Annotated in this window: 26 protein-coding genes and 1 pseudogene; 25 read left to right on the plus strand and 2 right to left on the minus strand. The window is 45.2% G+C overall.

Features of this window, described 5'->3' with window-relative positions:
- The 21 genes and pseudogenes from FYJ53_RS19240 to FYJ53_RS19340 form a co-directional block, all read left to right on the plus strand.
- Positions 1 to 371 (plus strand): annotated as a pseudogene (locus tag FYJ53_RS19240) (capsular polysaccharide biosynthesis protein CapF); the annotation flags it as partial.
- A gap of 72 nt (positions 372 to 443) precedes the next feature.
- Positions 444 to 1,568, plus strand: a complete 1,125-nt coding sequence (gene wecB / locus FYJ53_RS19245; RefSeq protein ID WP_148429973.1) for a non-hydrolyzing UDP-N-acetylglucosamine 2-epimerase — start codon at positions 444 to 446, stop codon at positions 1,566 to 1,568.
- A complete protein-coding gene (locus FYJ53_RS19250) occupies positions 1,556 to 2,827 on the plus strand; it encodes a glycosyltransferase family 4 protein (RefSeq protein WP_148429974.1) in 1,272 nt (423 codons plus the stop codon). Before wecB ends, FYJ53_RS19250 begins: the two co-directional genes overlap by 13 nt.
- Positions 2,828 to 2,963: 136 nt before the next feature.
- Positions 2,964 to 4,079, plus strand: coding sequence for a glycosyltransferase (locus tag FYJ53_RS19255; RefSeq protein WP_148429976.1), 1,116 nt, complete (start codon positions 2,964 to 2,966; stop codon positions 4,077 to 4,079).
- Complete coding sequence (locus FYJ53_RS19260) at positions 4,060 to 5,517, plus strand: O-antigen polysaccharide polymerase Wzy family protein (protein WP_148429978.1); 1,458 nt, start codon at positions 4,060 to 4,062, stop codon at positions 5,515 to 5,517. The genes FYJ53_RS19255 and FYJ53_RS19260 overlap by 20 nt, the downstream gene beginning before the upstream one ends.
- Positions 5,501 to 6,763: a glycosyltransferase gene (locus tag FYJ53_RS19265; protein ID WP_148429979.1), complete on the plus strand. Its 1,263-nt coding sequence runs from the start codon at positions 5,501 to 5,503 to the stop codon at positions 6,761 to 6,763. Before FYJ53_RS19260 ends, FYJ53_RS19265 begins: the two co-directional genes overlap by 17 nt.
- Positions 6,744 to 8,015 (plus strand): oligosaccharide flippase family protein, encoded by a 1,272-nt coding sequence (locus FYJ53_RS19270; RefSeq protein ID WP_154557681.1) that lies wholly within the window; start codon positions 6,744 to 6,746, stop codon positions 8,013 to 8,015. The genes FYJ53_RS19265 and FYJ53_RS19270 overlap by 20 nt, the downstream gene beginning before the upstream one ends.
- A gap of 14 nt (positions 8,016 to 8,029) precedes the next feature.
- Positions 8,030 to 8,842, plus strand: coding sequence for an acyltransferase family protein (locus FYJ53_RS19275; RefSeq protein ID WP_187367985.1), 813 nt, complete (start codon positions 8,030 to 8,032; stop codon positions 8,840 to 8,842).
- A gap of 58 nt (positions 8,843 to 8,900) precedes the next feature.
- Entirely contained in the window at positions 8,901 to 9,176 is a 276-nt protein-coding gene (locus FYJ53_RS19280; protein WP_148429984.1) for a hypothetical protein, read from the plus strand.
- Positions 9,166 to 10,479: a nucleotide sugar dehydrogenase gene (locus tag FYJ53_RS19285; protein WP_148429985.1), complete on the plus strand. Its 1,314-nt coding sequence runs from the start codon at positions 9,166 to 9,168 to the stop codon at positions 10,477 to 10,479. The genes FYJ53_RS19280 and FYJ53_RS19285 overlap by 11 nt, the downstream gene beginning before the upstream one ends.
- Before the next feature lie 47 nt (positions 10,480 to 10,526).
- Entirely contained in the window at positions 10,527 to 11,609 is a 1,083-nt protein-coding gene (locus FYJ53_RS19290; RefSeq protein ID WP_148429987.1) for a Gfo/Idh/MocA family protein, read from the plus strand.
- On the plus strand, positions 11,609 to 12,178 hold the full coding sequence (locus FYJ53_RS19295; RefSeq protein ID WP_148429989.1) for an acyltransferase: 570 nt from the start codon (positions 11,609 to 11,611) through the stop codon (positions 12,176 to 12,178). The genes FYJ53_RS19290 and FYJ53_RS19295 overlap by 1 nt, the downstream gene beginning before the upstream one ends.
- A gap of 3 nt (positions 12,179 to 12,181) precedes the next feature.
- Positions 12,182 to 13,306 carry a DegT/DnrJ/EryC1/StrS aminotransferase family protein gene (locus tag FYJ53_RS19300; RefSeq protein WP_148429991.1) on the plus strand — a complete coding sequence of 375 codons (1,125 nt, stop codon included), beginning with the start codon at positions 12,182 to 12,184 and terminating at the stop codon, positions 13,304 to 13,306.
- A 114-nt stretch (positions 13,307 to 13,420) separates the two neighbouring features.
- On the plus strand, positions 13,421 to 14,263 hold the full coding sequence (locus FYJ53_RS19305) for a hypothetical protein (protein ID WP_148429993.1): 843 nt from the start codon (positions 13,421 to 13,423) through the stop codon (positions 14,261 to 14,263).
- A 128-nt stretch (positions 14,264 to 14,391) separates the two neighbouring features.
- Positions 14,392 to 15,051, plus strand: a complete 660-nt coding sequence (locus FYJ53_RS19310) for a hypothetical protein (RefSeq protein ID WP_148429995.1) — start codon at positions 14,392 to 14,394, stop codon at positions 15,049 to 15,051.
- An 8-nt stretch (positions 15,052 to 15,059) separates the two neighbouring features.
- Positions 15,060 to 15,983 (plus strand): phage antirepressor KilAC domain-containing protein, encoded by a 924-nt coding sequence (locus FYJ53_RS19315; protein WP_187367986.1) that lies wholly within the window; start codon positions 15,060 to 15,062, stop codon positions 15,981 to 15,983.
- The gene (locus tag FYJ53_RS19320) at positions 15,984 to 16,547 is read left to right on the plus strand and encodes a restriction endonuclease subunit S (protein WP_148429998.1); all 564 of its coding nucleotides are present in this window, start codon (positions 15,984 to 15,986) and stop codon (positions 16,545 to 16,547) included.
- Positions 16,548 to 16,556: 9 nt separating this feature from the next.
- Positions 16,557 to 16,766, plus strand: coding sequence for a hypothetical protein (locus FYJ53_RS19325; protein ID WP_148430000.1), 210 nt, complete (start codon positions 16,557 to 16,559; stop codon positions 16,764 to 16,766).
- Positions 16,767 to 16,779: 13 nt separating this feature from the next.
- Positions 16,780 to 17,382, plus strand: coding sequence for an RNA polymerase sigma factor (locus FYJ53_RS19330; RefSeq protein WP_187367987.1), 603 nt, complete (start codon positions 16,780 to 16,782; stop codon positions 17,380 to 17,382).
- Positions 17,383 to 17,489: 107 nt separating this feature from the next.
- Entirely contained in the window at positions 17,490 to 17,717 is a 228-nt protein-coding gene (locus tag FYJ53_RS19335; RefSeq protein ID WP_148430003.1) for a hypothetical protein, read from the plus strand.
- A gap of 196 nt (positions 17,718 to 17,913) precedes the next feature.
- Positions 17,914 to 18,150 carry a DUF2922 domain-containing protein gene (locus FYJ53_RS19340; RefSeq protein WP_038351382.1) on the plus strand — a complete coding sequence of 79 codons (237 nt, stop codon included), beginning with the start codon at positions 17,914 to 17,916 and terminating at the stop codon, positions 18,148 to 18,150.
- On the opposite strand, the gene FYJ53_RS21250 is transcribed toward FYJ53_RS19340, so the two are convergent.
- Positions 18,147 to 18,341: a hypothetical protein gene (locus FYJ53_RS21250; RefSeq protein WP_187367993.1), complete on the minus strand. Its 195-nt coding sequence runs from the start codon at positions 18,339 to 18,341 to the stop codon at positions 18,147 to 18,149. The two genes, FYJ53_RS19340 and FYJ53_RS21250, sit on opposite strands and share 4 nt — an antisense overlap.
- Between FYJ53_RS21250 and FYJ53_RS19345 the strand changes: the two genes are divergently transcribed.
- Positions 18,312 to 18,884: a D-Ala-D-Ala carboxypeptidase family metallohydrolase gene (locus tag FYJ53_RS19345; protein WP_148430005.1), complete on the plus strand. Its 573-nt coding sequence runs from the start codon at positions 18,312 to 18,314 to the stop codon at positions 18,882 to 18,884. The two genes, FYJ53_RS21250 and FYJ53_RS19345, sit on opposite strands and share 30 nt — an antisense overlap.
- 156 nt (positions 18,885 to 19,040) lie before the next feature.
- On the opposite strand, the gene FYJ53_RS19350 is transcribed toward FYJ53_RS19345, so the two are convergent.
- Positions 19,041 to 19,925 (minus strand): radical SAM protein, encoded by an 885-nt coding sequence (locus tag FYJ53_RS19350; protein WP_013380850.1) that lies wholly within the window; start codon positions 19,923 to 19,925, stop codon positions 19,041 to 19,043.
- A gap of 152 nt (positions 19,926 to 20,077) precedes the next feature.
- On the opposite strand from FYJ53_RS19350, the gene FYJ53_RS19355 reads away from it, so the two are divergent.
- The 3 genes from FYJ53_RS19355 to FYJ53_RS19365 all read left to right on the plus strand — a co-directional run bounded on the left by FYJ53_RS19355 (position 20,078) and on the right by FYJ53_RS19365 (position 23,259).
- A complete protein-coding gene (locus FYJ53_RS19355; RefSeq protein WP_013380849.1) occupies positions 20,078 to 21,412 on the plus strand; it encodes an MATE family efflux transporter in 1,335 nt (444 codons plus the stop codon).
- The gene (locus tag FYJ53_RS19360; protein WP_013380848.1) at positions 21,402 to 21,848 is read left to right on the plus strand and encodes a MarR family winged helix-turn-helix transcriptional regulator; all 447 of its coding nucleotides are present in this window, start codon (positions 21,402 to 21,404) and stop codon (positions 21,846 to 21,848) included. Before FYJ53_RS19355 ends, FYJ53_RS19360 begins: the two co-directional genes overlap by 11 nt.
- A gap of 79 nt (positions 21,849 to 21,927) precedes the next feature.
- Positions 21,928 to 23,259, plus strand: a complete 1,332-nt coding sequence (locus FYJ53_RS19365) for an amidase domain-containing protein (protein ID WP_013380847.1) — start codon at positions 21,928 to 21,930, stop codon at positions 23,257 to 23,259.
- Positions 23,260 to 23,584: the final 325 nt, after the last annotated feature.

Below are 23,584 nucleotides of genomic sequence, written 5' to 3' on the forward strand. Positions count from 1 at the left end.
ACAGCCGCGGCTCCTTCACCGAGTTCATAAGAACCCCCGACCGGGGCCAGGTATCCATCAACATCTCAAAGCCCGGCATCACCAAAGGCCAGCATTGGCACCACACCAAAAACGAAAAGTTTCTGGTCGTGAGGGGAAAAGGACAGATCCAGTTCCGGAAAGTCATCAACGACCAGGAAGATGGAGAAAAAATGAAAAGAGAATCTGTCATCAGCTATCACGTCACCGGTGACAAGCTCGAAGTCATCGACATTCCCACAGGCTATACCCATAACATCATCAACGAAGGCGAAGAGGACATGATCACCGTCATGTGGGCCAGCGAAGCCTTCGACCCCAAAAAACCTGACACCTATTTTTTAGAAGTGTAAAGACCAAAAAAAGAAGTATAAAAGTAAGTTTAGCTCAACAGAAACAAATAAAAAAGAAAGCAAAAAGAAAAGATGGAAAAACTCAAACTCATGACCATTTTAGGCACACGGCCCGAGATCATAAGACTCTCCGCCACCATCAAAAAATGTGATCAGTACTTTAACCATATCCTCGTCCATACCGGGCAGAACTGGGACTACACCCTAAACCAGGTCTTCTTTGAAAACCTGGGCCTGAGAGCCCCCGACCACTACCTGGACAGCGTGGGCAAAGACCTGGGCGAGACCATGGGAGGCATCATCGCCAAGTCCTATGACATCCTGAAAAAAGAAAAGCCCGACGCCCTGTTAGTCCTCGGTGACACCAACTCCGCCCTGTCCGCCATCAGCGCCAAGCGCCTCAAGATCCCCATCTTCCACATGGAAGCCGGCAACCGGTGCTGGGACTGGAACGTGCCCGAAATGGTCAACCGCACCATCGTGGACCACATCGCCGACATCAACCTGCCCTACACCGAGCACTCCAGACGCTATCTCCTAAGCGAAGGCATGGACGGAAAGACTATCTTCGTGACCGGCAGCCCCATGCGCGAAGTGCTCAGAGACCATGAGCAGGAGATTGAGCAATCAAATGTCCTGAAAGAATTAAACTTAAAGCCTAAAGGATACTTCCTGCTCTCCGCCCACCGGGAAGAGAACATTGACAATGAAGACAACTTTATGTCCCTCATGGAAGCCGTCAACCATATCGCCGAAAAGTATCAGAAGCCTGTCATCTACTCCACCCACCCGCGGAGCCAGAAGATCATCAAAAAAAGAAACTTCAAGTTTCATCCCCTGGTCACTAACATGAAACCCTTCGGCTTCTTCGACTATAACAAGCTTCAGAAGAACGCCTACTGCGTGCTCTCCGATTCCGGCACCCTGTCCGAGGAGAGCGCCATGCTGGATTTCCCAGGGGTACTCATCAGAACATCCACTGAGCGCCCAGAAGTCTTAGACAAAGGGACCATCGTCATCGGCGGAATCACCGGAAGAGAAGTGGAGCAGGCCGTGGAGCTGGCGGTACAGATGGATGAAAACCAGGAAGAGACCGTGATGGCCGAGGATTATGCGGACACCAACGTGAGTGTGAAGGTGGTGAAGGTGATCCAGAGTTATGCGGGGATTGTGAAGAAGACGACATGGAAAAAATAGGAGAAAACATAAATGTTCTGGTAATCAGTAATAATTGTTTTAGTAAAACCAAAAATAATGGCAAAACGTTGGCATCTTTTTTTAGAGATTGGGATTCCATAAATATATCCCAGTTATACTTTAGTTCTGAGATACCTGATGATGAGTATTATATGAATTATTTTAGGATATCAGATAAAGATGTATTATACAACTGTATAACAAAAAGAAAAACTTGCGGCAAAAGAGTTGATTTAAAAAAGCAGGAAGCATATTCTCAAGATAAAAAAAAAATTATTGTAATCAATGAGTTAACACGTTTAATTAGAGAATATTTTTGGAGAAAATGTGAATGGGAAACGAAAGAATTAAATGATTGGATCTTATATAATCAGCCTAATATAGTGTTTTTTTGTGCAGGTGATTCGATTTTTGCATATAACATAGCGATGAGGATAGTAGATAAATATCATTTAAAATTAGCGATTTATTTTACAGATGATTATATTATATCAAAAAAATCAACTTCTCCCTTCTTTAAGGTGCGTAGAAGTTTATTAAAAGATAAAATGAGTGAGTCAATAAAAACTTGCGATGCATTTTTTACGATATCACCTAAAATGAGAGAAGCTTATAAAAAAGTATTTAATAAAGAAAGTCATTTGTTACTTAATTCCACAAATTTACATTCCGAAAATAAAAATGATCAATCTAAAGAAGATTTTATATTGGTTTATGCTGGAAATTTGTGCTATGGAAGAGAAAGAATTATAGCTTATTTAGCAAGAGCAATAAAGGAATATAATAATAAGTATTATCCTCGAAAAGTAAAACTAAAGATTTTTTCTGGTGAAAAAGTATCTAAAAAAACCATAAGAAGAATAACGGTAAATGATACTAGTGAATTTTGCGGATCGTTAGATAAAGATGAATTAAAAAAACAATTAAACAATTGTAATATGGTAGTTCATGTCGAATCCTTTTCAAAAAGAGAAAAAAATATAACGAGATTTTCACTTTCAACGAAAATTTCAGAATTAATGTCTTTAGAGAAGTGTATTTTAGCTATTGGACCTGAAGATATTGGGTCTATGGAGTATTTAGCTTCATCTGCATATTGTATAAATGATTTAAAATTTTTAAAACAAAAAATTGAGAATATTTTAAACAATACAGAAGAACAAAATATTTTAGCACATAAGGCATATAAAAAATATCTGACTGATTTAGAAAACAAAAAAAATGAATTTAAAACTCTTTTGACTAAAATAGTTAATTAAAAAATGAATAATAGGTTAAGGCGTGGTTTGATTGCCAATTTTTAATGTTTGTTTTACTAAAGGTTAAGATGGTTTTATTTGAGTGTAAATTAAGTGAAAATATATTAAAAATTGATTATTGAGTAGGGAAGTTTATATGAAGATATTATTTATAAATCATAGTAGCAATTTTATATACGGAGGGACGAAAAGCTTAGTCCAAATGTTAAATAATTTATATAAAGAGATAGAGTATGATTTAGTGTTACCAAAAAGTCTGAAAACTATTGATGAAACTCAAAATATTGAGGATTTTATAAAAAAAAGACCTGGAAAACTTTTTCGATGTTGGCTTCCCTATAAAAAATGCTATTTAAGTCATAAATCAATGTCTTTAAAAGGTAAAGTAGCTACTTCTATTCAAACGGCAATGTATTATTTAAATAAAACAAAAATAAATAAAATTATTAAAACTGGATCTTATGATATTATATATATTAATTCATTGATAATGTATCCGATTGTAGATAATAAAAATCGTTATTTTATACATATTAGAGAAATTTTTGAAGGAGATCATAGAGAGTATAGACATATTTTAAAAAAGCTAAAAAATGCGGTAGGTGTTATTTTTATTGACACCGGAACTGAAAAACCATTTATTGGTAAATTAAAAAATTATATTGTGCTAAATAATCCCTTTGATATGAGCGGTGTCATAGATATAGATGAAAATTTAGTGGAAGATGAACTCGGAATAAAGACAAAAGATAAAATTGTTTTTTCAGTGATTGGTATGATTACAGAAGGTAAAGGGATTGAGTTCATTATTAAGGTTTTTATGAAAATAAATAATCCGGATTTATTATTATTAATAGTAGGAAATGAAAAAAATAAATATGCACAAAATTGTATTAAAAATGCTAAGCGCGATAAAAGAATTAAATTTATTGGAGAGATCAAAGATATAAATAAAATTTATAAAATTACTGATTGTGTCTTAAGAGGTGATGAAAAATTTGGTATTGGAAGAACTATATATGAAGGATTATATTCTGGGTGTAATGTCATCTTACCAGGAGATAAAAATAAAGACACAATATTTGATGAAGAACTTTTTTTAAATAGAGTTGGATTTTATTCGCCACGGGACGAGGAAGAGTTATTTTTGAAAATAAATATGTTTGCATTTAAAGTTCGAGAGAGGAGTTGCAAATCCAATATAGATAAATATTTAAAGGGATGGAGTAATTATGTTTATTCAATCGAATAGTAGAAGTATTAGGAATGAAAAATATAAAGAGTTATTGGTTTTAGTTACGCTACTGTTTTCATTCGGTTTATTTATAATAGGAATTTTATATCAAAATTCCGTTTTGCTTTTTTATGCAATATTAGCTATATTTTTTCATAATATATTATATACATTTACAGGCAATAAAGTGCGAATTGTATTTTTAGCTTTTCATATAACATTTTTTACTTTTTTGTTAGGGAAACTAGTTTTTTCTTATTTTGGAGGTAAAGGATTTGGATTGATTTTTTCTGAGAAATCAATGGAAAACCATGTTTTTGTATTATTATTTATTAGTTTGGTATTTTTGTTGTTGGGGAATGTCTTAGCTTATAAAAAAGATTTTAATCTTTTGGTTAAAATAAGAGGGAATAGTATTGAAGCTGTAAAAAAAGTTCGAAAAGTCAGTAAAATTTTCTTTTTTATAGCCTACATCCCTTACTTTATCCGGTTATTTGAGAGAATCGTTTTTGTGAATAATAATCAATATATAGATTATTATTCAAGTTTTAAAAGTCATCTACCATCACTATTTGTAATGATATCTGAAATGGCAATGATCAGTTTTTTTGTATTTTTAGGGACAAAACCGTCTAAAAAAGAATGTAGGGTTCCAGTTTTTTTGTATTTGCTTTATGGAGTATGTTCACTTGGTTTTGGTCAAAGAAACATTTTTGTTCTTAATTTTTTAATAGTTTTAATTTATTATTTTTTAAGAAATTCTGAGGATAAAAAAGAAAAATGGTTAAGGAAAAAAAGTCTTTTGCTTTTTTTAGTGCTAATACCATTTATGATTAGCTTTTTAGAAATTTACTCCTACACCAGAGCAGGAATAAATACATATAATTATTCGATTACTAAAAATATTTCGGATTTCTTTGAATCACAAGGAGGAAGTATCCATATAATAGAATATGCTGAACATTTTAAAAAAAATTTTCCGACAGGAATTAAGTATACATTTGGACCCTTAGCGCTTATTTTTAAAAATAATGCACTTGTTTCAATGATTTTTTCAAGCAATATATACACGAATAATACGGTCGCAATGGCGTTAAATGGTGAGATTTTTGGACAAACAATTTCTTATTTAATCGATTCTAGAATTTATTTGTCAGGAGGAGGGTTTGGATCTTGCTATATTGCAGAAATATTCCATGATTTCAGTTATATAGGAGTAATTATAATTAATTTTGTTTATGGATTTTTAATTGAAAAAATTCCTGATGTATTGGCTAAGAGTAAAAATGTTTGGGTTTCAGCGATTTTTTTAATGTTTACCCATGGTATATTATATGCACCACGTGATTTAGCGTTGAATTTTTTATCAAGTACATTTACAATAATTAATTTATTAACGCTTCTTTTGATATATATAACAAGTAAAATAAGGTTTAAATATGAAAAATCTGAATAAAAAAAAGCGTTCTTTAGTTGTATTAACAAATTCTTTTCCTTATGGAGATGGAGAAAAATTTTTGGATACGGAAAAAATGTATTTTAAAGATCGGTTTGACGAAATATACTATTTACCATGTTGTTGTTTGCAAGAATTTTATTTACACAAACAAGAAAACACCCTCTTACCGGATAAACCCATTTTAAAATATTTAGAATTTTTCAGAGTACCTTTTAAAAGAGAGTTTTATAAGGAAATAAAATTTTTATTTAAAATGGGTAAACTTGAATTAAAAACCATAAAAAGCTTAGCTGCATATATCATTACAGGCAGCTATAACTTTCGATGTGTAAATAATAAATTAAAAAAATTAGAAATTAGCAGAAATGATTTGGTTTTTTATTCTTATTGGATGACTATTCCTGCGTATACGGCAACTCTTTTTAAAAGAGAATATAAAAATTGTAAATGTATAACAAGATGTCATGGAATAGATTTATATGAGTTTCGTCATCGGAAAAATTATTTACCATTACGGAGACATGTCTTTCAAAATTTAGATGAAATATATTGTATTTCATGTGATGGAATAAGATATCTAGAGGAAAAGTATCCAGAATTTAGAGAAAAGTTTAAATTATCAAGATTAGGGACGATCAATACTAATGACTTTAATAATAAACGAGGAAATAGAGATACTTTTAAAATCGTTTCTTGCTCAAGCGTCATAGAGATAAAACGCATTGATAGAATAATTGACGCGCTTTCTGAAATTAGAGAAGTTAATTTAGAATGGACTCATTTTGGAGACGGGAAACTTTTATGTCAGATACAAAATTATGCTGAAGAAAAACTTCCCGCAAATATAAGATATAATTTTATGGGGTTTTTTAGTAATACCGAAGTGATGGAATTTTATAAGACAAATGAATATGATCTTTTTATTAATACAAGCGAAACAGAAGGAATCCCTGTTTCGATTATGGAAGCGATGTCCTTTGGAATTCCAGTTGTCGCAACGGATGTTGGTGGTACAAAAGAAATTGTTATAGACCGATATAATGGAAGATTATTGAAAAAAAATTTTCAAATTCGAGAGCTTAACGACTTGATTTTTTTCTTTTTGGAAATGAATAAAATTACTTATCAACAGTATGCTCGAAATGCTTATTCTTTCTGGTTGAAATATTTTAATGCCGAAAGGAATTATAAAAAGTTTATAAGAGATATAAGTGAGAATAAATGTGAAAGTAGTAAGAATTAAAACTTTACTTCAAAAAGCGAATAAAAGAGGTTTTTTTCATATCGTTATAAGTTCTATAATTGTAAAAATAGTAAGCTTTTTATCAGCAATTTTCTTGCCTAGATTTTTATCCAAGTACGATTATGGTGTTCTAACATATATTGATACGATCCGAAATTATGTCCTGTTACTTAATGGGTTTGGAATTTCTACCGCAACACTTCGATATTGTGCTCAAGATGCAGAAGATTCAAGAAAAAAAGGATGGTTTATAACTACTTTAGCTATAGGAACAATCGTGGATTTAATATTGATTATTGTCAGCATTGTGTTTTTTGCTACGGTTCCTTTACAGTTTTCAGAAGCCAGAGAGCTTCTAATTTTATCATCTTTATTACCGATCTTTCTTTTCTTTTTTGAGGATATGCAGGTGTTTTTAAGAGCATGTTTTGAAAATGGAGCATATGCAATTGTTTCGTTAATATATTCTGTACTACTGGTATTGCTGCAAATTATTTTTGTTATCTTTTGGAACCTTAAAGGTGTTATTTTTGCACGCTATATTGCTACAATTGTATCTGTTATGATAACATGGCTATTTATAAAAAATTTAAAAACATATAAAAATACTATTCTTCTACCTGAAAAAGAAGAAATCATAAAAATAATTAAATTTGGTATTGTCATGATGTTTACAAATGCGGCTTCATTAATTATGCAGTTGAACGAAACATTTATTGTAAGTCTCGTTTTAAATAATGCAGAAACTTTAGCGGATTACAAAATAGCTACATATATATTGCAAATATCCTTACTTCTATTTCAGACTTTATTAATTTTTATTATGCCATATTTTATTAAACATATTGGTCAAAAACAATGGATTTGGAATAAATTCAAACAAATTTCATTTATAAATGCTTTAGTTATGATACCTTTACATGTTGTTTTAATTATTTTTTCAGCACCTATTATAAATTTTGCATTTGGGGAACAGTATGCATCGGCTACAGAAATCATGCAGGTTTTATTGGTTGCCTCACTTATACAAGCTGTTTTAAGGGGGATTCCGGGCAATATATTAGGAGGAATAGGCGATGAAAAGTTCAATTTTAAAGTAAATCTTATTTTTGTTGTCGTTCATTTTGTATTGGACTTATGGTCAGTAAAAACATATGGCATTATGGGAGCGGCAATGGCATTGGCGTGTGTATACTTTTTGTCGGGAACAATTACAATTATTCGTTTATATAAAATATGTCATTCAGTTTAAAAAGGAAAATCATAATGACGAAATTATCAAATAGGGACAGGCAATCAAATATTGAATTACTAAGAATAATTTGTTTATTTATGGTAATAGTTATTCATGTTTTTGGGTCCTCGATAGCAGCTGATAATGGATGGAGTATCAATAAAATGTGGATGTTGACATTTTATTCTTTTTCACGTGGAAGTGTAAATGTATTTATTATAATTAGCGGATACTTTTTGTTTAAAAAAGAAAAGAGAGGTATTCGTGATCTATTTAATAGAGTATTACTTCCTGTTTTACAGTATTTGCCAATGATTTTAATCGTAGTAATTGTTTTTTTCAATCTTAAAATGCATGAAATAGCAAAATTACTGTATTCTTTTATATCACTTACAGGTTTATTCTTCCATTTATGGTATTTAGTCGGTTATGTATTTATGTTTTTACTCATGCCATATATGAATATTATTATTAAAAAGATTAATAAAAAGCAGAGTTTGATACTCATTATTATTTTAGGGTCAATATTAATTTTTTTATCCAGCATTGATGATATAGTAGGCTTTCGACTTTTTTATGGATACACAGGAAGGTCTTTTACTGAGATAGGCGCCTTCAATATTGTCAATTTTGTTCCCTTATATTTTGTTGGTGCAACAATAGGCAAATATGAAATTAAGATTAGACATACTTTAATTAAATTTATCTTTGTAGGTATAATAGTTGTGTTATTAACATCTTTATATAGTAATGGGTATTTACCGGTAGCCTTTTTAAAAGCTTTTTTAACAAATTCTTTATTTGGAAGTGAATTTTTCTTTTTACGAAGCTATTCTGAAGTATAATAATATTTTTATTATTATGATGTCAATATATTTATTTTGCTTTTTTAAAGATATGCCTTTGAAATATTCTAAAAAAATTAATAAAATAGCAGGGTTTGTAGAGGGTGGATATATTACTCACACAACTATTTTATCAATATTATTTTTTTTGCTTTTAAACGGAGCGGCATTTTTTCCTTATTTTGGGAAGACAACAGATTCTATACCTTTACTGATAGCTATAAGTTTTATTACGTTTGGTACATCTATTGGCATTGATTATTTATATAGAGAAATTATAGTTAATAATACAATAAATAAATATTTTGAAAGGATAAAAAATAATGAAAAATAATATTTTGTCTGCTGTAGTGGATAGGGATATTAGCGTCGCCGTCATAGGCCTCGGCTACGTAGGTCTCCCCCTGGCCGTCGAAAAAGCCAAAGCCGGCTTCAAAACCATCGGCTTCGATGTTCAGGAAGAAAAAGTAAAAATGGTTAATGAAGGCCACAACTACATAGGTGATGTCATCGACGATGACTTAAAGGAATTAGTCAATACCGGAATGCTTTCTGCAACAACCGACTTTTATTTCATCAAAGACGCAGATTTTATCGCAATCTGCGTGCCAACACCCTTGGATGAATACCAGCAGCCGGACATCAGCTACGTCAAGTCATCAACGGAAGAAGTCGCCAAATATCTGAAAAAGGGAACCATGGTGGTGCTTGAATCGACGACCTATCCGGGGACAACGGAAGAACTGATCAAACCCATCCTCGAACAGGGTTCAGGTTTAAAATGCGGTGAAGATTTTTATTTAGGCTTTTCCCCGGAGCGGGTTGACCCAGGTAATGCTATTTATAAAACAAAGAACACGCCTAAGGTGGTTGGCGGTATTGGGAGAGACGCTACCGAGGTCATCGCGGCGATGTACCGGGCAGTGCTGGACGGCGACGTCTATGAAGTATCCTCGCCGGCCATCGCTGAGATGGAAAAGATTCTGGAGAACACTTACCGAAATGTCAATATTGGTTTAATCAATGAACTGGCCATCTTATGTGACCGCATGAAGATCAATATCTGGGAAGTGGTGGACGCGGCCAAGACAAAGCCTTATGGCTTCCAGGCCTTTTATCCAGGCCCGGGCCTGGGCGGGCATTGCATCCCGCTCGATCCCTATTATCTGTCGTGGAAGGCCCGTGAGTATGGCTTTCACACCTCCATGATTGAGAGTTCTATGATGATCAATGACCGGATGCCAGAGTACTGCATTGACCGGGCTTCGCGTATTTTAAACAGAGACAAAAAAGCCTTAAACGGCGCGAAGGTCCTTGCGCTTGGTGTGGCCTATAAACAGGATATTGACGACTACCGGGAGAGCCCGGCGTTAAAGGTCATTGAAAACTTTGAAAAAGTGGGGGCGCAGATTGATTTTTATGATCCCTTTATCCAGGAATATAAGTATAAAGGTAAAATTTACAAAGGAATTGAAAAGATCAATCCTGAAATTCTCAGAGGATATGACTTAATTGTCGTGACAGCATCGCACACAAATGTTGATTATGAGATGATTCAGCAGAATGCCAAAGCTATTTTTGACACAAAAAATGCGATGAAGAATGTCGAAAATCGCGATAACATTGAATTGTTGTAATAGATGAGTTTTAATAAAAACTATAATAAACAAACAGGAGTAAACCCATGAACTACGCACTCATCGGCTGCGGCCGCATCGCGACCAACCATATCACAGCCGTAATGAATAACAACCTGAACCTCGTGGCCGTTTGTGACGTGATCCCCGAGCACATGGAAAGCCTGCTGGCTAAGCACGGCCTCGAGAAAGACACCAGCATTGCGCGTTACACGGATTATAAGAAAATGATCGAAGAAAACGATCTGGACTTAATCGGCATTGCCACTGAAAGCGGCCTGCATGAGGAGATCGCTCTGTACTGTATCCACCACGGCATTCACGTGATCATCGAAAAGCCCATGGCCATGAGTATTGCCGGGGCTGACGCCATCATTAAAGCGGCCGAAGAAAACAACGTAAAAGTATCCGCCTGCCATCAGAACCGGTTTAACATCGCTGTCCAGAAAATGCGGGGCGCGGTGGAGGCAGGGCGCTTTGGCCGGATCTCCCACGGGTCCATCCATGTGCGCTGGAACCGAAATGAGGACTACTACACTCAGGCGCCCTGGCGCGGCACCTGGGCCCAGGACGGAGGCTGCCTGATGAACCAGTGCATTCACGGCATCGACCTGCTGCGCTGGATGATGGGGGATGCGATCGACACGGTTTACGGCGTGACCAGGCAGCAGCTTCATGATTATCTGGAGGCAGAGGACATGGGCATGGCCGTGGTCCAGTTTAAAAATGGTGCCGTGGCAACCGTTGAAGGCACCACCAACGTTTACCCCCAGAATCTGGAAGAGACCCTGTACCTCTTTGGAGAAAAGGGCACCGTGAAGCTTGGCGGCAAGTCCACCAACGCCATTGACGTCTGGGATCTGGCCGACGCCGATGATCATGAAAGCACTGAAAACAACGGCTTTCATGAAGCGACCAGCAATGTCTACGGCAACGGGCACACCAGCCTGTACCGGGATGTGATGGAAGCCATCGAGCAGGACCGGGCCCCCTATGTGGATGCCCAGGCCGGCAAAAACGCCCTGGAGCTGGTGCTGGCCATCTACCAGTCCGCGGCAGAGGGCAAGCCCGTGAAGCTGCCTTTGGATGCCTGCGCCAGCACCGACTTTATAGGAAGGTTTGAACGCTGATGGCCGATTATTTCGTACATGAAAGCAGTTACATCGATGATGAGGTCACCATTGGCAAGGGGACGAAAATCTGGCATTTCTGCCACATCCAAAGCGGCGCTGCCATCGGGGAGCGCTGCTCCTTTGGCCAGAACGTCAATGTTTCAAACCAGGTGAAAATTGGAAATGGCGTCAAGGTGCAGAACAATGTCTCCATCTACGAGGGTGTGGAGCTGGAAGACGCCGTATTCTGCGGCCCCTCCATGGTGTTTACCAACGACCAGACGCCCCGGGCTGAGTATCCCAAGGGAAGCGCCGGATATAAAAGGACTTTGGTTCAAAAAGGCGCTACCATCGGCGCCAACGCCACCATTGTCTGCGGCCATACCATTGGCCGCTATGCCCTCATCGCCGCAGGGGCAGTCGTCACCCGTGATGTGCCCGATCACGCCCTGATGGCAGGCGTTCCGGCCCAGCAGGTCGGCTGGGTCTGCGAGTGCGGTGCGGTTTTAGAGAAAGCCCTCAGTTGTCCAAAATGTGGACGCAGCTATATAGAGAACGAAAACGGATTAAGTGAGAAACAGAGGTAACCCATGCAATTCAGAGACCTGAAAACCCAATATCACCACCTGAAAAAAGACATCGACGCCGCCATCCAAACGGTGCTTGACAACACGAATTTCATCTCCGGCGCCCCCGTCACCGAGCTGGAGGAGCAGATGGCCGCCTACGTGGGCGTGAAACACTGCGAGACCTGCGGCAACGGCACTGACGCGTTATCCCTGGTGCTCATGGCCTGGGGCATCGGCCCGGGTGACGCGGTGTTCGTGCCGGATTTCACCTTTTTTGCCTCCGGCGAGGTCGTTGCCCACCAGGGCGCGGTGCCCGTGTTTGTGGACGTGGACGCGGACACCTTCAACCTGGACCCCGAAAGGCTGGAGGAGGCCATTAAGGCTGTGCTCAAGGAAGGCAGGCTTAAGCCAAAAGTGATCATCGCAGTGGATCTTTTTGGCCTGCCGGCCGATTATCCCAGGATACAGGCCATTGCGGATAAATATGGCCTCAAGGTGCTGGAGGACGGCGCCCAGGGCTTTGGTGGGGCCATTAACGGCAGACGGGCCTGCAGCTTTGGCGACGCGGCCACCACCTCCTTTTTCCCGGCCAAGCCTTTAGGCTGCTACGGCGACGGCGGCGCTGTCTTTACTGACGACGCAGAGTTGGCGGCCCTCATCCAGTCCTACAAGATTCATGGCAAGGGCAGCTTTAAGTACGACAACGTGCGCATCGGGGTCAACTCCCGGCTGGACACCCTCCAGGCCGCCATCCTTCAGGTCAAGCTCAGAGCCTTTGTCGATATGGAGCTGGAGGCAGTGAACGCTGTGGCGGCACAGTACACCGAGGCCTTGGGCGGCAGGGTCAAAACCCCGGCTGTTCCAGAAGGTTTTTCATCCAGCTGGGCCCAGTACACCATCACGCTGCCAGAGGTAGACCAGCGGGACGCCTTACAGGCAGCGCTAAAAGCCCAGGGGATTCCGACCATGGTCTATTATCCCAAGCCCATGCATGAGCAGACTGCTTTTGAGGACGTGCCCTTTACAAAAGGCAGCTGTCCAGTGACTGAATCGCTCTGTAAGCGGGTGCTGGCCCTGCCCATGCATCCTTACCTGACAGAAGAAAGTGCAGGCACAGTTGTTTCTGAAATAAAAAAATCATTGTAATCCCCACAACTTAACATGGTTTCCGGGACACATCCCAATCAACCGGTACGCGAAGCGTAAAAGCTTCGCGTACCGGTTTTTTTATTACTTTAAATCAGCGGCAAGGAGGATTTTATGTCGAAGTGCGCAGAGCCTGGCACGTTTGAGCTGGAGGTTTTGATTGAGGAGAATGAGGATTTTGGCACAGCTTTTGAGAAAACGAGGAGCAGGGTTTTAAAGGCGCTGCTCGCAGAGATTAAGGAACGGTTTGGATACTCGCCGGAGGTCTGCAAGACCAAGCTCCTGGAGGAATTTTTTTGTGAGAACATCATTGACTGGGCATCGGATGTGCTGGGAGCAAAAAAGTCTGGGCTGGATTGGAAACGTCCTCATACGTCTGGAGAGACTGATGAGCCCAAAAAATGCGGGAAGCGGCTGAATAAAAACGGGTTTGCCATCCGGATGCTCATCGACCTCATGGATCACATCCGCATCTTTCTGGTGCCGGTGCTGCTGTGCCCGGACTGTCAGGAGCGGCGGGCCCTGGACGAGGCCTTTAACGCCCAGTACTGCCACCGGATTCTGCCGGAGGAGATGGTCAAGGGGTGTCAGTATGCGTCAGAGGTCTATGAAGCCCTGATCTGCGAGGGTTTTGAGCAGCGGTATCGGGAGGTGGAGGTCTATTTCAGCGAGGAGCGGGCAGTGGCCGTCAAACGGGATTTCAGGAAAATGGCCGGCCAAGCCGAGGCCAGGCTGTCCGGGCCTCTATCGGAGCGGGTGATCCCATTGGATATCCGTCTTTGGCTGCGCAGAGGTGAGAAGCCCAGCTGGAAGGACCGTTTGTTAACAAGGCTTGCGCGGATGGTGGTTTGGGTAAGGGAGCTGGTGCGGCGCCCAGACGAGGCAGAGCCGGTCAAAAACTGGTACAGCCGGCTACGCCGGTTATGCTCGGATGAAAACGGAGACCCCTGTTGGTAAAAAATGATCCCAACAAAAGCAAATCCAACGCAAAGTAGATGGTTTCAGGGTTAAAACGGGAATATAATAATCCCAACGTCAGCGATAACAACCGCGGCGTTAATAAACAATGAGGAGGTACTGATTTAATGAAAGAACAATCGGTACAAAAGGGTTTTTCCAAAAAATCGGCATGGGAGGCTCTGGTTTCCTGCGGCCAAAATCAGAAAACCGAGCAAAAGGTAAACCGGGAGCAGTGCATGTGTCCGAACTGCTTTTACAGAGACATGGGTGAGGACGGGGGCTGCCTGTTCACCGCCACCCTCGAGAACCATGAGGGCCTGTGCATGAACTACCGGGGCGATACGGGCTGCTTTCCCTGGGCGCTGCACTACAGCGATGTGGATGAAGACAATGTGAAGGAACGGCTTTTTATCTGGCGCCACAAAGAGATCGGTGAGCTTGAGTGTATCCTGAAAGGCAAAAACCAGGCGCTTTTCAGCTGTGAAGGGCTGGCGGCGCTGATGGGGATTAAGTTTTTCGGCTTCCTGAAACGCTATTTTAACCTGCTGAAGCCTGTGCGGCTCCAGGTACCCGATGACACCTGCGCCGAGGGCTGCCGCGATGTTTTTTTTCTGGACTATCTGGGGCTGGAGCGCGCCCTGCTGCTGGAGACAGCCGTAAACCCGCGGCTGCGCTGGAAGCTCAGTGAGGAGCTGATGTTCGTCGGCGTCAATATCGAAAGGCTGCTCGGGGGAAATCAGGCCCTGCGGGTCGGCGTCGATGTGAAACTGGATTATGAATGGTAGGCCCTGTGATGAAAAGAGATTATTTACTCAAGCGCGTCTTTAAATTTGACGGCGTTACCAGCCTGCGCACACTGGTGATTGAATGGCCGGTTTACGACAAGCTGGGCGCGGCCATCCACGATGCCTTCGGAAACCCCGTCACCCGGCGGGATGTGGGCTTTGTGGGCAAGGACGCGGCGGATATTCTGGAGTACCGCAACGCCTCCCACGCCATCATGCGCCACGTGGCTCCCGGCGACCGTACGAAACGGACGGTCGTCGATGGCGCCGGGCGCAGCCAGAGAATGTGGGTCATCAATGAGCCGGGCCTTTACGGGCTCATCTTCAGCAGCAAAATGGAGGATGCCAGACGTCTGGGCGATTTTGTGAAGCGGGTGGTGCTGCCCTCCATCCAGCGCTACGGGGCCTATATGGAGCCCGAAGTGCTGGCGCAGGCCGAGACCGACGACGCGGCCAGAGACGCGCTGTTTGAGGCGCTGAGAAAGGAGAAAGCCCACAGCTGCGCCCTGCTGGACGAGCTGACCGAGGCCCAGCCTAAAATCGAATTTTACGACACCATCGGCGGCGCTGAGAATGCCTGCTCCATGGGCGACACGGCCAAAATGCTGGCCAATGCGGGCTTTTTAAACGAGGATAATGACTGTCCCCTTGGCCGGAACAACCTGTACCGCCTGCTGCGCCGCTGGGGTTACCTCTGCTCCCAGCCCAGCAGCTTTAACACGCCCTATGCCTGGTGCATGGCCAGAGGCTGGTTTAAGGTAAAAGAGAAGCGCCGCATCCTGGGCGGTGTTTCAGTGCTCGAGACCATGGTGCTGGTGACCGGCAGCGGCCAGGCCGAGCTTTTAAGGCTTTTCCACGAAAAGGCCCGTCTGGGAGAGGTGGCTGTCCATCCCTGCAGGTACCAGGCGCCGGCCCAGACCGGGCAGGTGTGATTGAATTACCTGACCGAGCTTCTGGCCTTTTACCACTGGCTTTCGGCCCATCCCATGCCCGGGCTGCTTCAGGCCTACTGGCATCTGCTCATGTATTTTAACAACAAGAGCGCCCTGCCCGATGTGTCCGGCGTCTGGCACTGGCCTGTAGCCTTCAAGGCGCCCAACTCCGTCATCATGGCCCGTCTTGGCCTTGATGACCGGCGCAAGGTCATGCGACAGAGAAGCAAACTCATTGAGGCCGGACGGGTGACCTATGAAAAGGACACCGGCAACCGGGCAGGCTGGTACCGCATGATCCCCTTTGACAAGGGCCTTGCGCCAGGATGGGCACAGCTCGAGAAACAAAAGCAGCCGACACAGGTGTGGACACAAACCAGTACCCAGAACGGACACACAGGCGGACTGTTTATAAACAATGCTTTAAACAATAAGCATGCGTCTCTATACAATCGTATTCCTGACGGCGGCGTGGCCCCCAGTCCGGAGGCAGCCATGGAAGCCATGAAGCGCAATGTGAACAGCGTATTTGGAACCGATATTTTTAAGCTTTACGAGGAATGAGGTGAAAGAATGAACCGATATGGCAGGGGCAGGCCAGTGGTAAAAACGCGCCGCCCCTATTACGCCCGCGCAGACTGCCGGGCAGGGCTGACGCTCTGGGCCCGAGACCCGGAGGATGCCGAGACCCAGTTTCAGGAATTTGCGGCCCAGGTGGAGGACCGCTTTCCGGAAATTGTTCTGGAGGTGCGAGAGCTCCGGGAGGAGGATGTTTTATTTTGAGAGGGGGCTTTATTTGCAGAAAAATAAAAAGACAGTGGATTACACCGCTTTGGACGCTTTGGTTAAACGCGGCCAGCAGGGAGACAAGACAGCCGTGGAAGCGCTGCTGATGGCTTTTAAACCCATGCTCTGGTCAGTGGTCAGCCGCTATGTCTACAACCGGGAGGAGCTCGAGGACGCGTACCAGGAGGCCTGCGCGGTGTTTGTTGAGGGGGTACGGGATTTTGCCCTGGACGCCAGGGTCTACTTCCAGACCTTTATGCAAGGGCGGCTGGTCCACTATTTTTTAAAAAGGCGGGAGGGGCGCTTCAGCACATCGCTTGCCGGGACCCTGTCCCTGGATATGCCGGTGGAGGGCGCCGATGGCGCCGTGGCCCTGGCCGAGCTGATCCTGGATGAAAAGGCCGATGTCGAGGGAGCCTGCGTGGCGGCAGAGCAGCAAAAGGCACTCCTGCGCGCCTACAGGAAGCTTTCACCCGGGCAGCGGGAGGTGCTGCGTTTTCAGTATCTGGAAAAAGGAACCCTCTCAGAGCTGGCAGCCCAGAAGGGGGTGAGCCCAGCCGCCATCACCCAGACCCATAAACGGGCTCTGGCAGCCCTGAAACGGCATTTATGACCGGTGTTAAAAAAATTTTTTAAAGAGGGGGTTAAAAATCGAGCCAAAACCGGATTGTATTAGTGTAAGGCAGCGATGCCAAAACGCAAATACAGGAGGTAAGAAAAATGGCAAGCATTCAGAAAAACACCGAGTCCATCGGGATGAAGATCACCGTCAACCATGGCGAAAGAGAGGGGAAGATCGTCAAATCCTCAAAAACCTACGGCGACATCAAGGAGAGCGTGACCGACGAGGCCTTTGTGGCCACCGCCAAGGCCATCGCCGGCATGCAGGAGCCCATCCGGGAAAAGCAGGTGAAGGTGACGGCGGAAGAACTGGTTGAAATCGCATAACGATTTCAACAATGGAGAATGAAGAATTGAGAATTGAGAATTAAAGGGCCAAACCGGCAGAGCCGGTTTGATTTTCATCAAAATCGCATCGCGATTTTGTTCCGAAATTCTCCATTCTGCATTCTCAATTCTCCATTAAAAAAGAATACAGGTAAACCAGAACCACAAAATTAAAAATAAGAAGGAGACTACAAAAATGCCAACAACCAGCAAAGATTTAACCATCACGTTCCAGCGGACAGATGGAAACCCGCACAAAATCACAATCCCGGATTACAGGGATGGGATCACCGACGCCGAGATCAAGACCGGGGCCCAAGCCATTGTGGACCAGGGCGCCTTTGAGCCCGACGGGTTTGCGCTGGCCAAGGTGGTCAGCGCGGTGAAGGTCGACACCACCAAAACCGAGGTGGTCATTGAGGAAACAGCTTAAAAAAAGGGGCGAAAGGCCCCTTTTTTAAATGGAGAATGAAGAATTGAGAATGGAGAATTATCGGTACAAATTCGCAAAGCGAATTTGATATAGATCAAATCGGCAAAGCCGATTTGGCCTTTTAATTCTCCATTCTCAATTAAATTAAAAAGGGAGAAACCATGAAAAACATTTATAAAACCATCAGTCAAAGATTCATCCTATCAGTCCTCCTCCTCGTTTCCTGCGTCTTTCTCATAGGTCTGAGCCTTAGGGAGGAGGAGGAGCCTGTGCCGACGGCGGAGCAGGCAGTGGGGGAGCCAGAGCAGGAGCTGCCCGCTGAGCCGGAAGCACCGGCCGGGGTGCCGGAGGACGCGCCGCCGCCCGCGGAGGAAGTGCCAGAGGCTGAAACACCAGTACTCATGGCCACTGCCCATTTTGCCATGGAGGAGTACCGCTGTGACTGCGGTGGCTACTGCGGCGGCTGGCCCTGTCCCATGAACCCCGCGCTCCTCGATAAGATTGAGGCCCTGCGCGGTGTTTTTGGACAGCCCGTGATCATTACCTCCGGTGTGCGCTGTGAGGCGCGCAACGCAGAGGTGGGCGGGGTGGCGTGGTCTTTTCACATGCGGGGCTGCGCCGCAGATCTTTACTGCCCCGGTGTGGCGGTGGGAGAGCTGGCCGGGGCGGCAAAGGATGTGGGCTTAAACGTCCTGCCTTATTATGCGCACGGTTATATTCATGTTGAAATTTAAAAATTTAGCGAAATGGAAAGCGATGTATTTTAAAAATCGCCTTAAACACAAGGCCTTTCCCAAAAGTGTGTATAAATGACACAAATGTCGTTTATTACATAATAAAATCAGAGCATTTAAAAAAGACTGTTCAAAAAATGAACAGTCTTTTTAGTATCAGTGAAATTTAAGGTCCCAGTTGCGCATTTCCTCACTCTTAAAGGCCACGCGGCCTCCAAGGGCCTCGTGAAGCTCTGCGAGCATCCGGGGCTTGTCCTGGTTCAGGGTACCGGACAGGTTGATATAGTTTGAGATATGGTTGGAACGGAATACCGAGCCGGGGCTGTCCAGGTGCTCCATCATCAGCAGGGTCTCCCGGGCCACCTCGATGGGGGTGAGCATCTGGAAATCACCGCGCTCTACCTCGGGGATCATGGGCGCCTGGCCTTCCAGCCGGAAGGTGAGCAGACCGATGTACTCGGGGTTCATAGCGTTCAGTGCTTCTGCCGTTTTGACTGCGTGCTCCTGCCAGCGGGCTTTGCCGCCAAGGCCGGAGATGGCCGTGACCGACAGCTTCATCCCCGCTTCACGCACCATCCGGCCGGCTTTTATGATCTCGGCGGCGGTCTCACCCTTGTTCACATGGGAGAGAATGGCGTCGCTGCCCGATTCCAGACCCATGTAAATCATCTTAAGCCCCAGGGCTCTGAGCCTTCTAAGCTGCTCCGGTGTCTTAATCAGGATACTTCTGGGCGAGCCGTAGCTGGTGACCCGGCCGCACTCCGGAAAGATTTCCTGGATGGCGCCCAGAATGGCCTCCAGATCCGAAAAACGGCGGACCAGGGCGTCCCCATCGGCCAGAAAAATCCTGTTTACAGGGCCATAGGCCTCCCGGGCCTGCTTCAGGTCCCCAATGACGTCCTCGAGAGGGGGGACATGGAAGCTTTTTTCTTTATACATATCGCAGAAACGGCATTTGTTATGGCTGCACCCCACGGTAGCCTGGATAATCAGGCTGTAGGCCTCGCTGGGCGGCCGGAATACGCGTCCTTCATAGCGCATGGCTGTCAACTCCTTTGCGTGCTAATTATTTTGTTTAAATAATTATAACACGCTTTTGCCAAAAAGGCCAGGCGAAACTTTGGTTTGCATTTTCTTTAAGGCTGTGTTAAAATTTATTAGTCCGAAACCGGACTAATTTGGTGAGGTGAAAAATGAAAGCGCAAGCGGTTGATAAAAAGTTTTTTAAGTTTGTCCTGCCCTCCATGTTTACCATGTTTTTAAGCGGGCTTTATACCATTGTAGACGGCTTTTTTGTGGGGCATGCTGTCGGTGATGTGGGCTTGGCGGGCATTGGCCTTGTATGGCCTATTACAGCGGTGCTCATCGCCCTGGGCATGGGCATCGGTGTCGGCGGCTCTGTGCTCATGTCCACAGCGCGGGGCGCGGGGTGTGACGAAAACGCCAACGCGGCCCGGGCCAATACCCTGATGCTGCTGGTGGCAGCCAGCGCGCTGCTCACCTTGTTCCTGGTCTTTATGAACCCAGTGCTCGTATATGCCCTGGGGGCAAGGGGCGAGGTGTACGACGCGGCCATGGCCTATATCCGGATCATTTCCATTGGCGGCAGCATGCAGATACTGGCCTCTGGCCTGATCCCCATGATCCGGAACAGCCACAAGACCATCCAGGCCATGGTGATCATGAGCACAGGTCTTGTCTGTAATATTATTCTGGACGCCTGCTTAACCATGGTGGTCCCCATGGGGCTGGCCGGCGCGGCGCTGGCCACCATTATCGCCCAGTCGCTGACAGTGGCCGGAAGCCTGATCTGCCTTTTCCGGGACCGGGAGCACCCTGTCCGCAGGCGCCATTTCCGGCTTCAAAAGCGGATGATGGTCAAGATGCTGAGAATTGGCGTGTCCCCCTTTGGCCTGTCGCTGATGCCGTCGGTGATCACGGTCTATAACAATCTGCAGTGCCTGGCCTACGGCGGTGATCTGGCAGTATCGGCCTACGCGGTCATCAATTATTTTATCGGCTCAGTCCTGCTGCTGCTGGAGGGCGTGGGTGAGGGCATGCAGCCCCTGATCAGCTATGCGAGCGGTGCCGGGGACTATGCGGCCATGAGGCGGCTGAAAAACAGAGGGCTGATGACTGTGCTCGTCTTTTCGGCGCTGTTTTTGATCGCCTGCGTGCCGGCAGTGGACCTGCTGCCCGGTTTTTTTGGCACCTCGGCCGGGACGGCGGCGGTCATCCGGTCAGCGCTGCCCATTTTGGGACTGGCCTTTCCGATGATGGGGCTGGGCAAGCTGTTCACCTCCTATTTTTATGCCTGCGGCGAGACGCTGTACTCCACCCTGCTGGTCTATCTGGACCCGGTACTGTTTACGCCGCTGTGCATTTTTATCCTGCCCAGGCTCTTTGGCCTCAAGGGGGTGTGGATGGCGCTGCCAGGCGCCCAGGCCCTGATCATGGCAGTGCTCGTGGTTCTGTGGGGGCTGCACAAAAGTACACTCAGAAGCAAGGAGGCAGAATATGCAGGATAGTATTCAGAACACGCTTAGAGCCTACTATGATTTCTGGTTCAGCTGCAACGCCCTGTACGAAAAATGGGCCAAGCGGCAGGGCATCACGGTCAATACCCTGTTTGTGATCTACACAGTGAACGCGTATCAGGAGACCTGTAACCAGCGGCTGATCTGCGAGAAGCTGATGCTGCCTAAGCAGACAGTGAACACCATCCTGGAAGCGCTGACCCGGAAAGGGATCGTCGAAAAAAAGGCCGACCCATCAGATAAACGCAACAAGCGTATTGCTTTTACCAAGACAGGTGCAGACTATGCGGGACAGCTGTTAAAAAGCCTGAGCGCTTTTGAGGAAAAGGCCCTGGGCACCATGACACAGGAGGAGCGGGAGGCCTTTACCCGCACCAGCCAGATCATGCTGGCGCGTCTGGAGGAGGCCCTCGGGACAGATTCTTGAAGGAACAGAGTGAAATTTTATCACACAGACAGCTCCAAAAATGATATAATGAAGCGAATACCTTCAAATGGAGAACAGAATGAGTGATAAAAAGCAAACAGTGCAGCCATGCAGCAAGCTGGTTCTGACCATTCTGATTCTGGCCATTGTTTTTCTGGAGGGGCTGGCCGCCTATGATTTTGTATCCGGCGGTGCCCTGGCCTATGAGAACTGGTCCAGAAGCTTCAGAGAGCTGGAGGAATTGACACAAGCCCGGGAGATTACCGTAACGGCCCGGAACGACATCCAGTCTTTTGGCCTTGACACGGCGGCAGAGGACTGTATTCTAAACTATATGACCCTGTATTTTGACAGTGTGGCCTCCCTGGAGGAACAGGACCTCACGGCCCTTTATGACACCGCAGAGGCATCGGCAGCCAAAGCCGCCGCCATCGACCAGACCGCGCTTTCCTACCTGATCGGGGTGAGAAAGCTGCAGCCAAACGACCTTAAAATGGATGCCTGCAGCATCGGCGTCACCTATGTAAACGCAGCCCCGCAGCCCGGCGGCGACGTGCAGATCGAGTTGTTGGAGGACCAGATCGTCAATTTTGCCTTTATCCCAGAGGTCGATGCCAGCAGCAGCGGCATCCGGCATCAGTTCACACTCCGGAAAAGCGGCGATGCCTACCGCATTGTGGCGCATGAAAAGGAGGAGGACGGCTACCTGCTCATCGAGGAATGCTTTGAACAGGAAACCGAGGGTGAAGGTCCCAAAAATGTCCAGGAGGTTCTGGACCAGATCCGGGATTCGCTGCTTGAAAACGCCAGGGCCGCGGTCGATTACCAGAACGCCCAGCGCTTTACAGCGGCAGACAGCCCGGCAGCCGATAAGCCCCACAGCCATCCCTATGACCGGGACGCGGCAGTGGCCTACGCCATGGAGTGGGTCGATCCCCTCACCGTAAAGCGCAACCCGGACTGGTTTCTCTATGACGGCTACGGCGGCAACTGCAATAATTTTATTTCGCAGTGCCTGTATGCGGGCGGCATCCCCATGGATTGGGACGGCTATGCCCAGTGGAAATGGTTTGACGATGAGGTGGATACCTGGAACCAGCCAAACGGCCGGTCGCCGGCGTGGGCAGGGGTCGATGAGTTCTATAACTACGCCGAAAACAACAGTGGCTTCGGCCTGGTGGCAGAGGTTCATCCAAACCTGTATACCGGCGAGCCCGGAGATGTCCTGCAATACGGCGCCACCGGCGAATGGCGGCACTCGGTGATCATCACCGATGTGATCTACGGCGAGGACGGCAGGGTTCAGGACTATCTGATCAATTCCAACACAACCGACAGAATCAGCTATCCGGCCAGCGCGTATGCCTACTATGATTTCAGGCTCATACACGTGCTGGGCTGGAATGATTAAAAAGACGGCCGTCCGAAACGGGCGGTCGTCTTTTGGCGTCAAAAAACGTTAGCCTTAGGAGGTAAAGCGTTCAGTAGAGGTTTGTTAATGGAGAACGAAGAATTGAGAATGGAGAATTACAGGAACAAAATGCCTGCGCATTTTGAGTTTAATTGCGGCCATAGGCCGCTGCTTTAATCGCTTTTTCGTTAGAAAAAGGGCACGTGAATTCTCCATTTTCCATTCTCAATTCTCCATTGAAATACCTTTTACTTGAACCTTAAATCAAACTTGCGATTTTTTTCACACGCCCGGCCGCGGGTCCTGTACAGCTTCTCCGATTTAA

The sequence above is a fragment of the Eubacterium sp. BL-380-WT-2B genome (assembly GCF_009696115.1).
GTDB lineage: Bacteria > Bacillota > Clostridia > Eubacteriales > Eubacteriaceae > Eubacterium > Eubacterium callanderi.

Bases quoted from the DNA above. Each gene is read 5' to 3' on its own strand.
- FYJ53_RS19315 (WP_187367986.1), top strand. From the start codon at position 15,060: ATGAAAAGAGATTATTTACTCAAGCGCGTCTTTAAATTTGACGGCGTT.
- FYJ53_RS19340 (WP_038351382.1), top strand. From the start codon at position 17,914: ATGCCAACAACCAGCAAAGATTTAACCATCACGTTCCAGCGGACAGAT.
- FYJ53_RS19290 (WP_148429987.1), top strand. From the start codon at position 10,527: ATGAACTACGCACTCATCGGCTGCGGCCGCATCGCGACCAACCATATC.
- FYJ53_RS19295 (WP_148429989.1), top strand. From the start codon at position 11,609: ATGGCCGATTATTTCGTACATGAAAGCAGTTACATCGATGATGAGGTC.
- FYJ53_RS19325 (WP_148430000.1), top strand. From the start codon at position 16,557: ATGAACCGATATGGCAGGGGCAGGCCAGTGGTAAAAACGCGCCGCCCC.
- FYJ53_RS19275 (WP_187367985.1), top strand. From the start codon at position 8,030: ATGACGAAATTATCAAATAGGGACAGGCAATCAAATATTGAATTACTA.
- FYJ53_RS19310 (WP_148429995.1), top strand. From the start codon at position 14,392: ATGAAAGAACAATCGGTACAAAAGGGTTTTTCCAAAAAATCGGCATGG.
- FYJ53_RS19365 (WP_013380847.1), top strand. From the start codon at position 21,928: ATGAGTGATAAAAAGCAAACAGTGCAGCCATGCAGCAAGCTGGTTCTG.
- FYJ53_RS19265 (WP_148429979.1), top strand. From the start codon at position 5,501: ATGAAAAATCTGAATAAAAAAAAGCGTTCTTTAGTTGTATTAACAAAT.
- FYJ53_RS19305 (WP_148429993.1), top strand. From the start codon at position 13,421: ATGTCGAAGTGCGCAGAGCCTGGCACGTTTGAGCTGGAGGTTTTGATT.
- FYJ53_RS19335 (WP_148430003.1), top strand. From the start codon at position 17,490: ATGGCAAGCATTCAGAAAAACACCGAGTCCATCGGGATGAAGATCACC.
- FYJ53_RS19250 (WP_148429974.1), top strand. From the start codon at position 1,556: ATGGAAAAAATAGGAGAAAACATAAATGTTCTGGTAATCAGTAATAAT.
- FYJ53_RS19360 (WP_013380848.1), top strand. From the start codon at position 21,402: ATGCAGGATAGTATTCAGAACACGCTTAGAGCCTACTATGATTTCTGG.
- FYJ53_RS19285 (WP_148429985.1), top strand. From the start codon at position 9,166: ATGAAAAATAATATTTTGTCTGCTGTAGTGGATAGGGATATTAGCGTC.
- FYJ53_RS19345 (WP_148430005.1), top strand. From the start codon at position 18,312: ATGAAAAACATTTATAAAACCATCAGTCAAAGATTCATCCTATCAGTC.
- wecB (WP_148429973.1), top strand. From the start codon at position 444: ATGGAAAAACTCAAACTCATGACCATTTTAGGCACACGGCCCGAGATC.
- FYJ53_RS19355 (WP_013380849.1), top strand. From the start codon at position 20,078: ATGAAAGCGCAAGCGGTTGATAAAAAGTTTTTTAAGTTTGTCCTGCCC.
- FYJ53_RS19260 (WP_148429978.1), top strand. From the start codon at position 4,060: ATGTTTATTCAATCGAATAGTAGAAGTATTAGGAATGAAAAATATAAA.
- FYJ53_RS19350 (WP_013380850.1), bottom strand. From the start codon at position 19,925: ATGCGCTATGAAGGACGCGTATTCCGGCCGCCCAGCGAGGCCTACAGC.
- FYJ53_RS19300 (WP_148429991.1), top strand. From the start codon at position 12,182: ATGCAATTCAGAGACCTGAAAACCCAATATCACCACCTGAAAAAAGAC.
- FYJ53_RS19255 (WP_148429976.1), top strand. From the start codon at position 2,964: ATGAAGATATTATTTATAAATCATAGTAGCAATTTTATATACGGAGGG.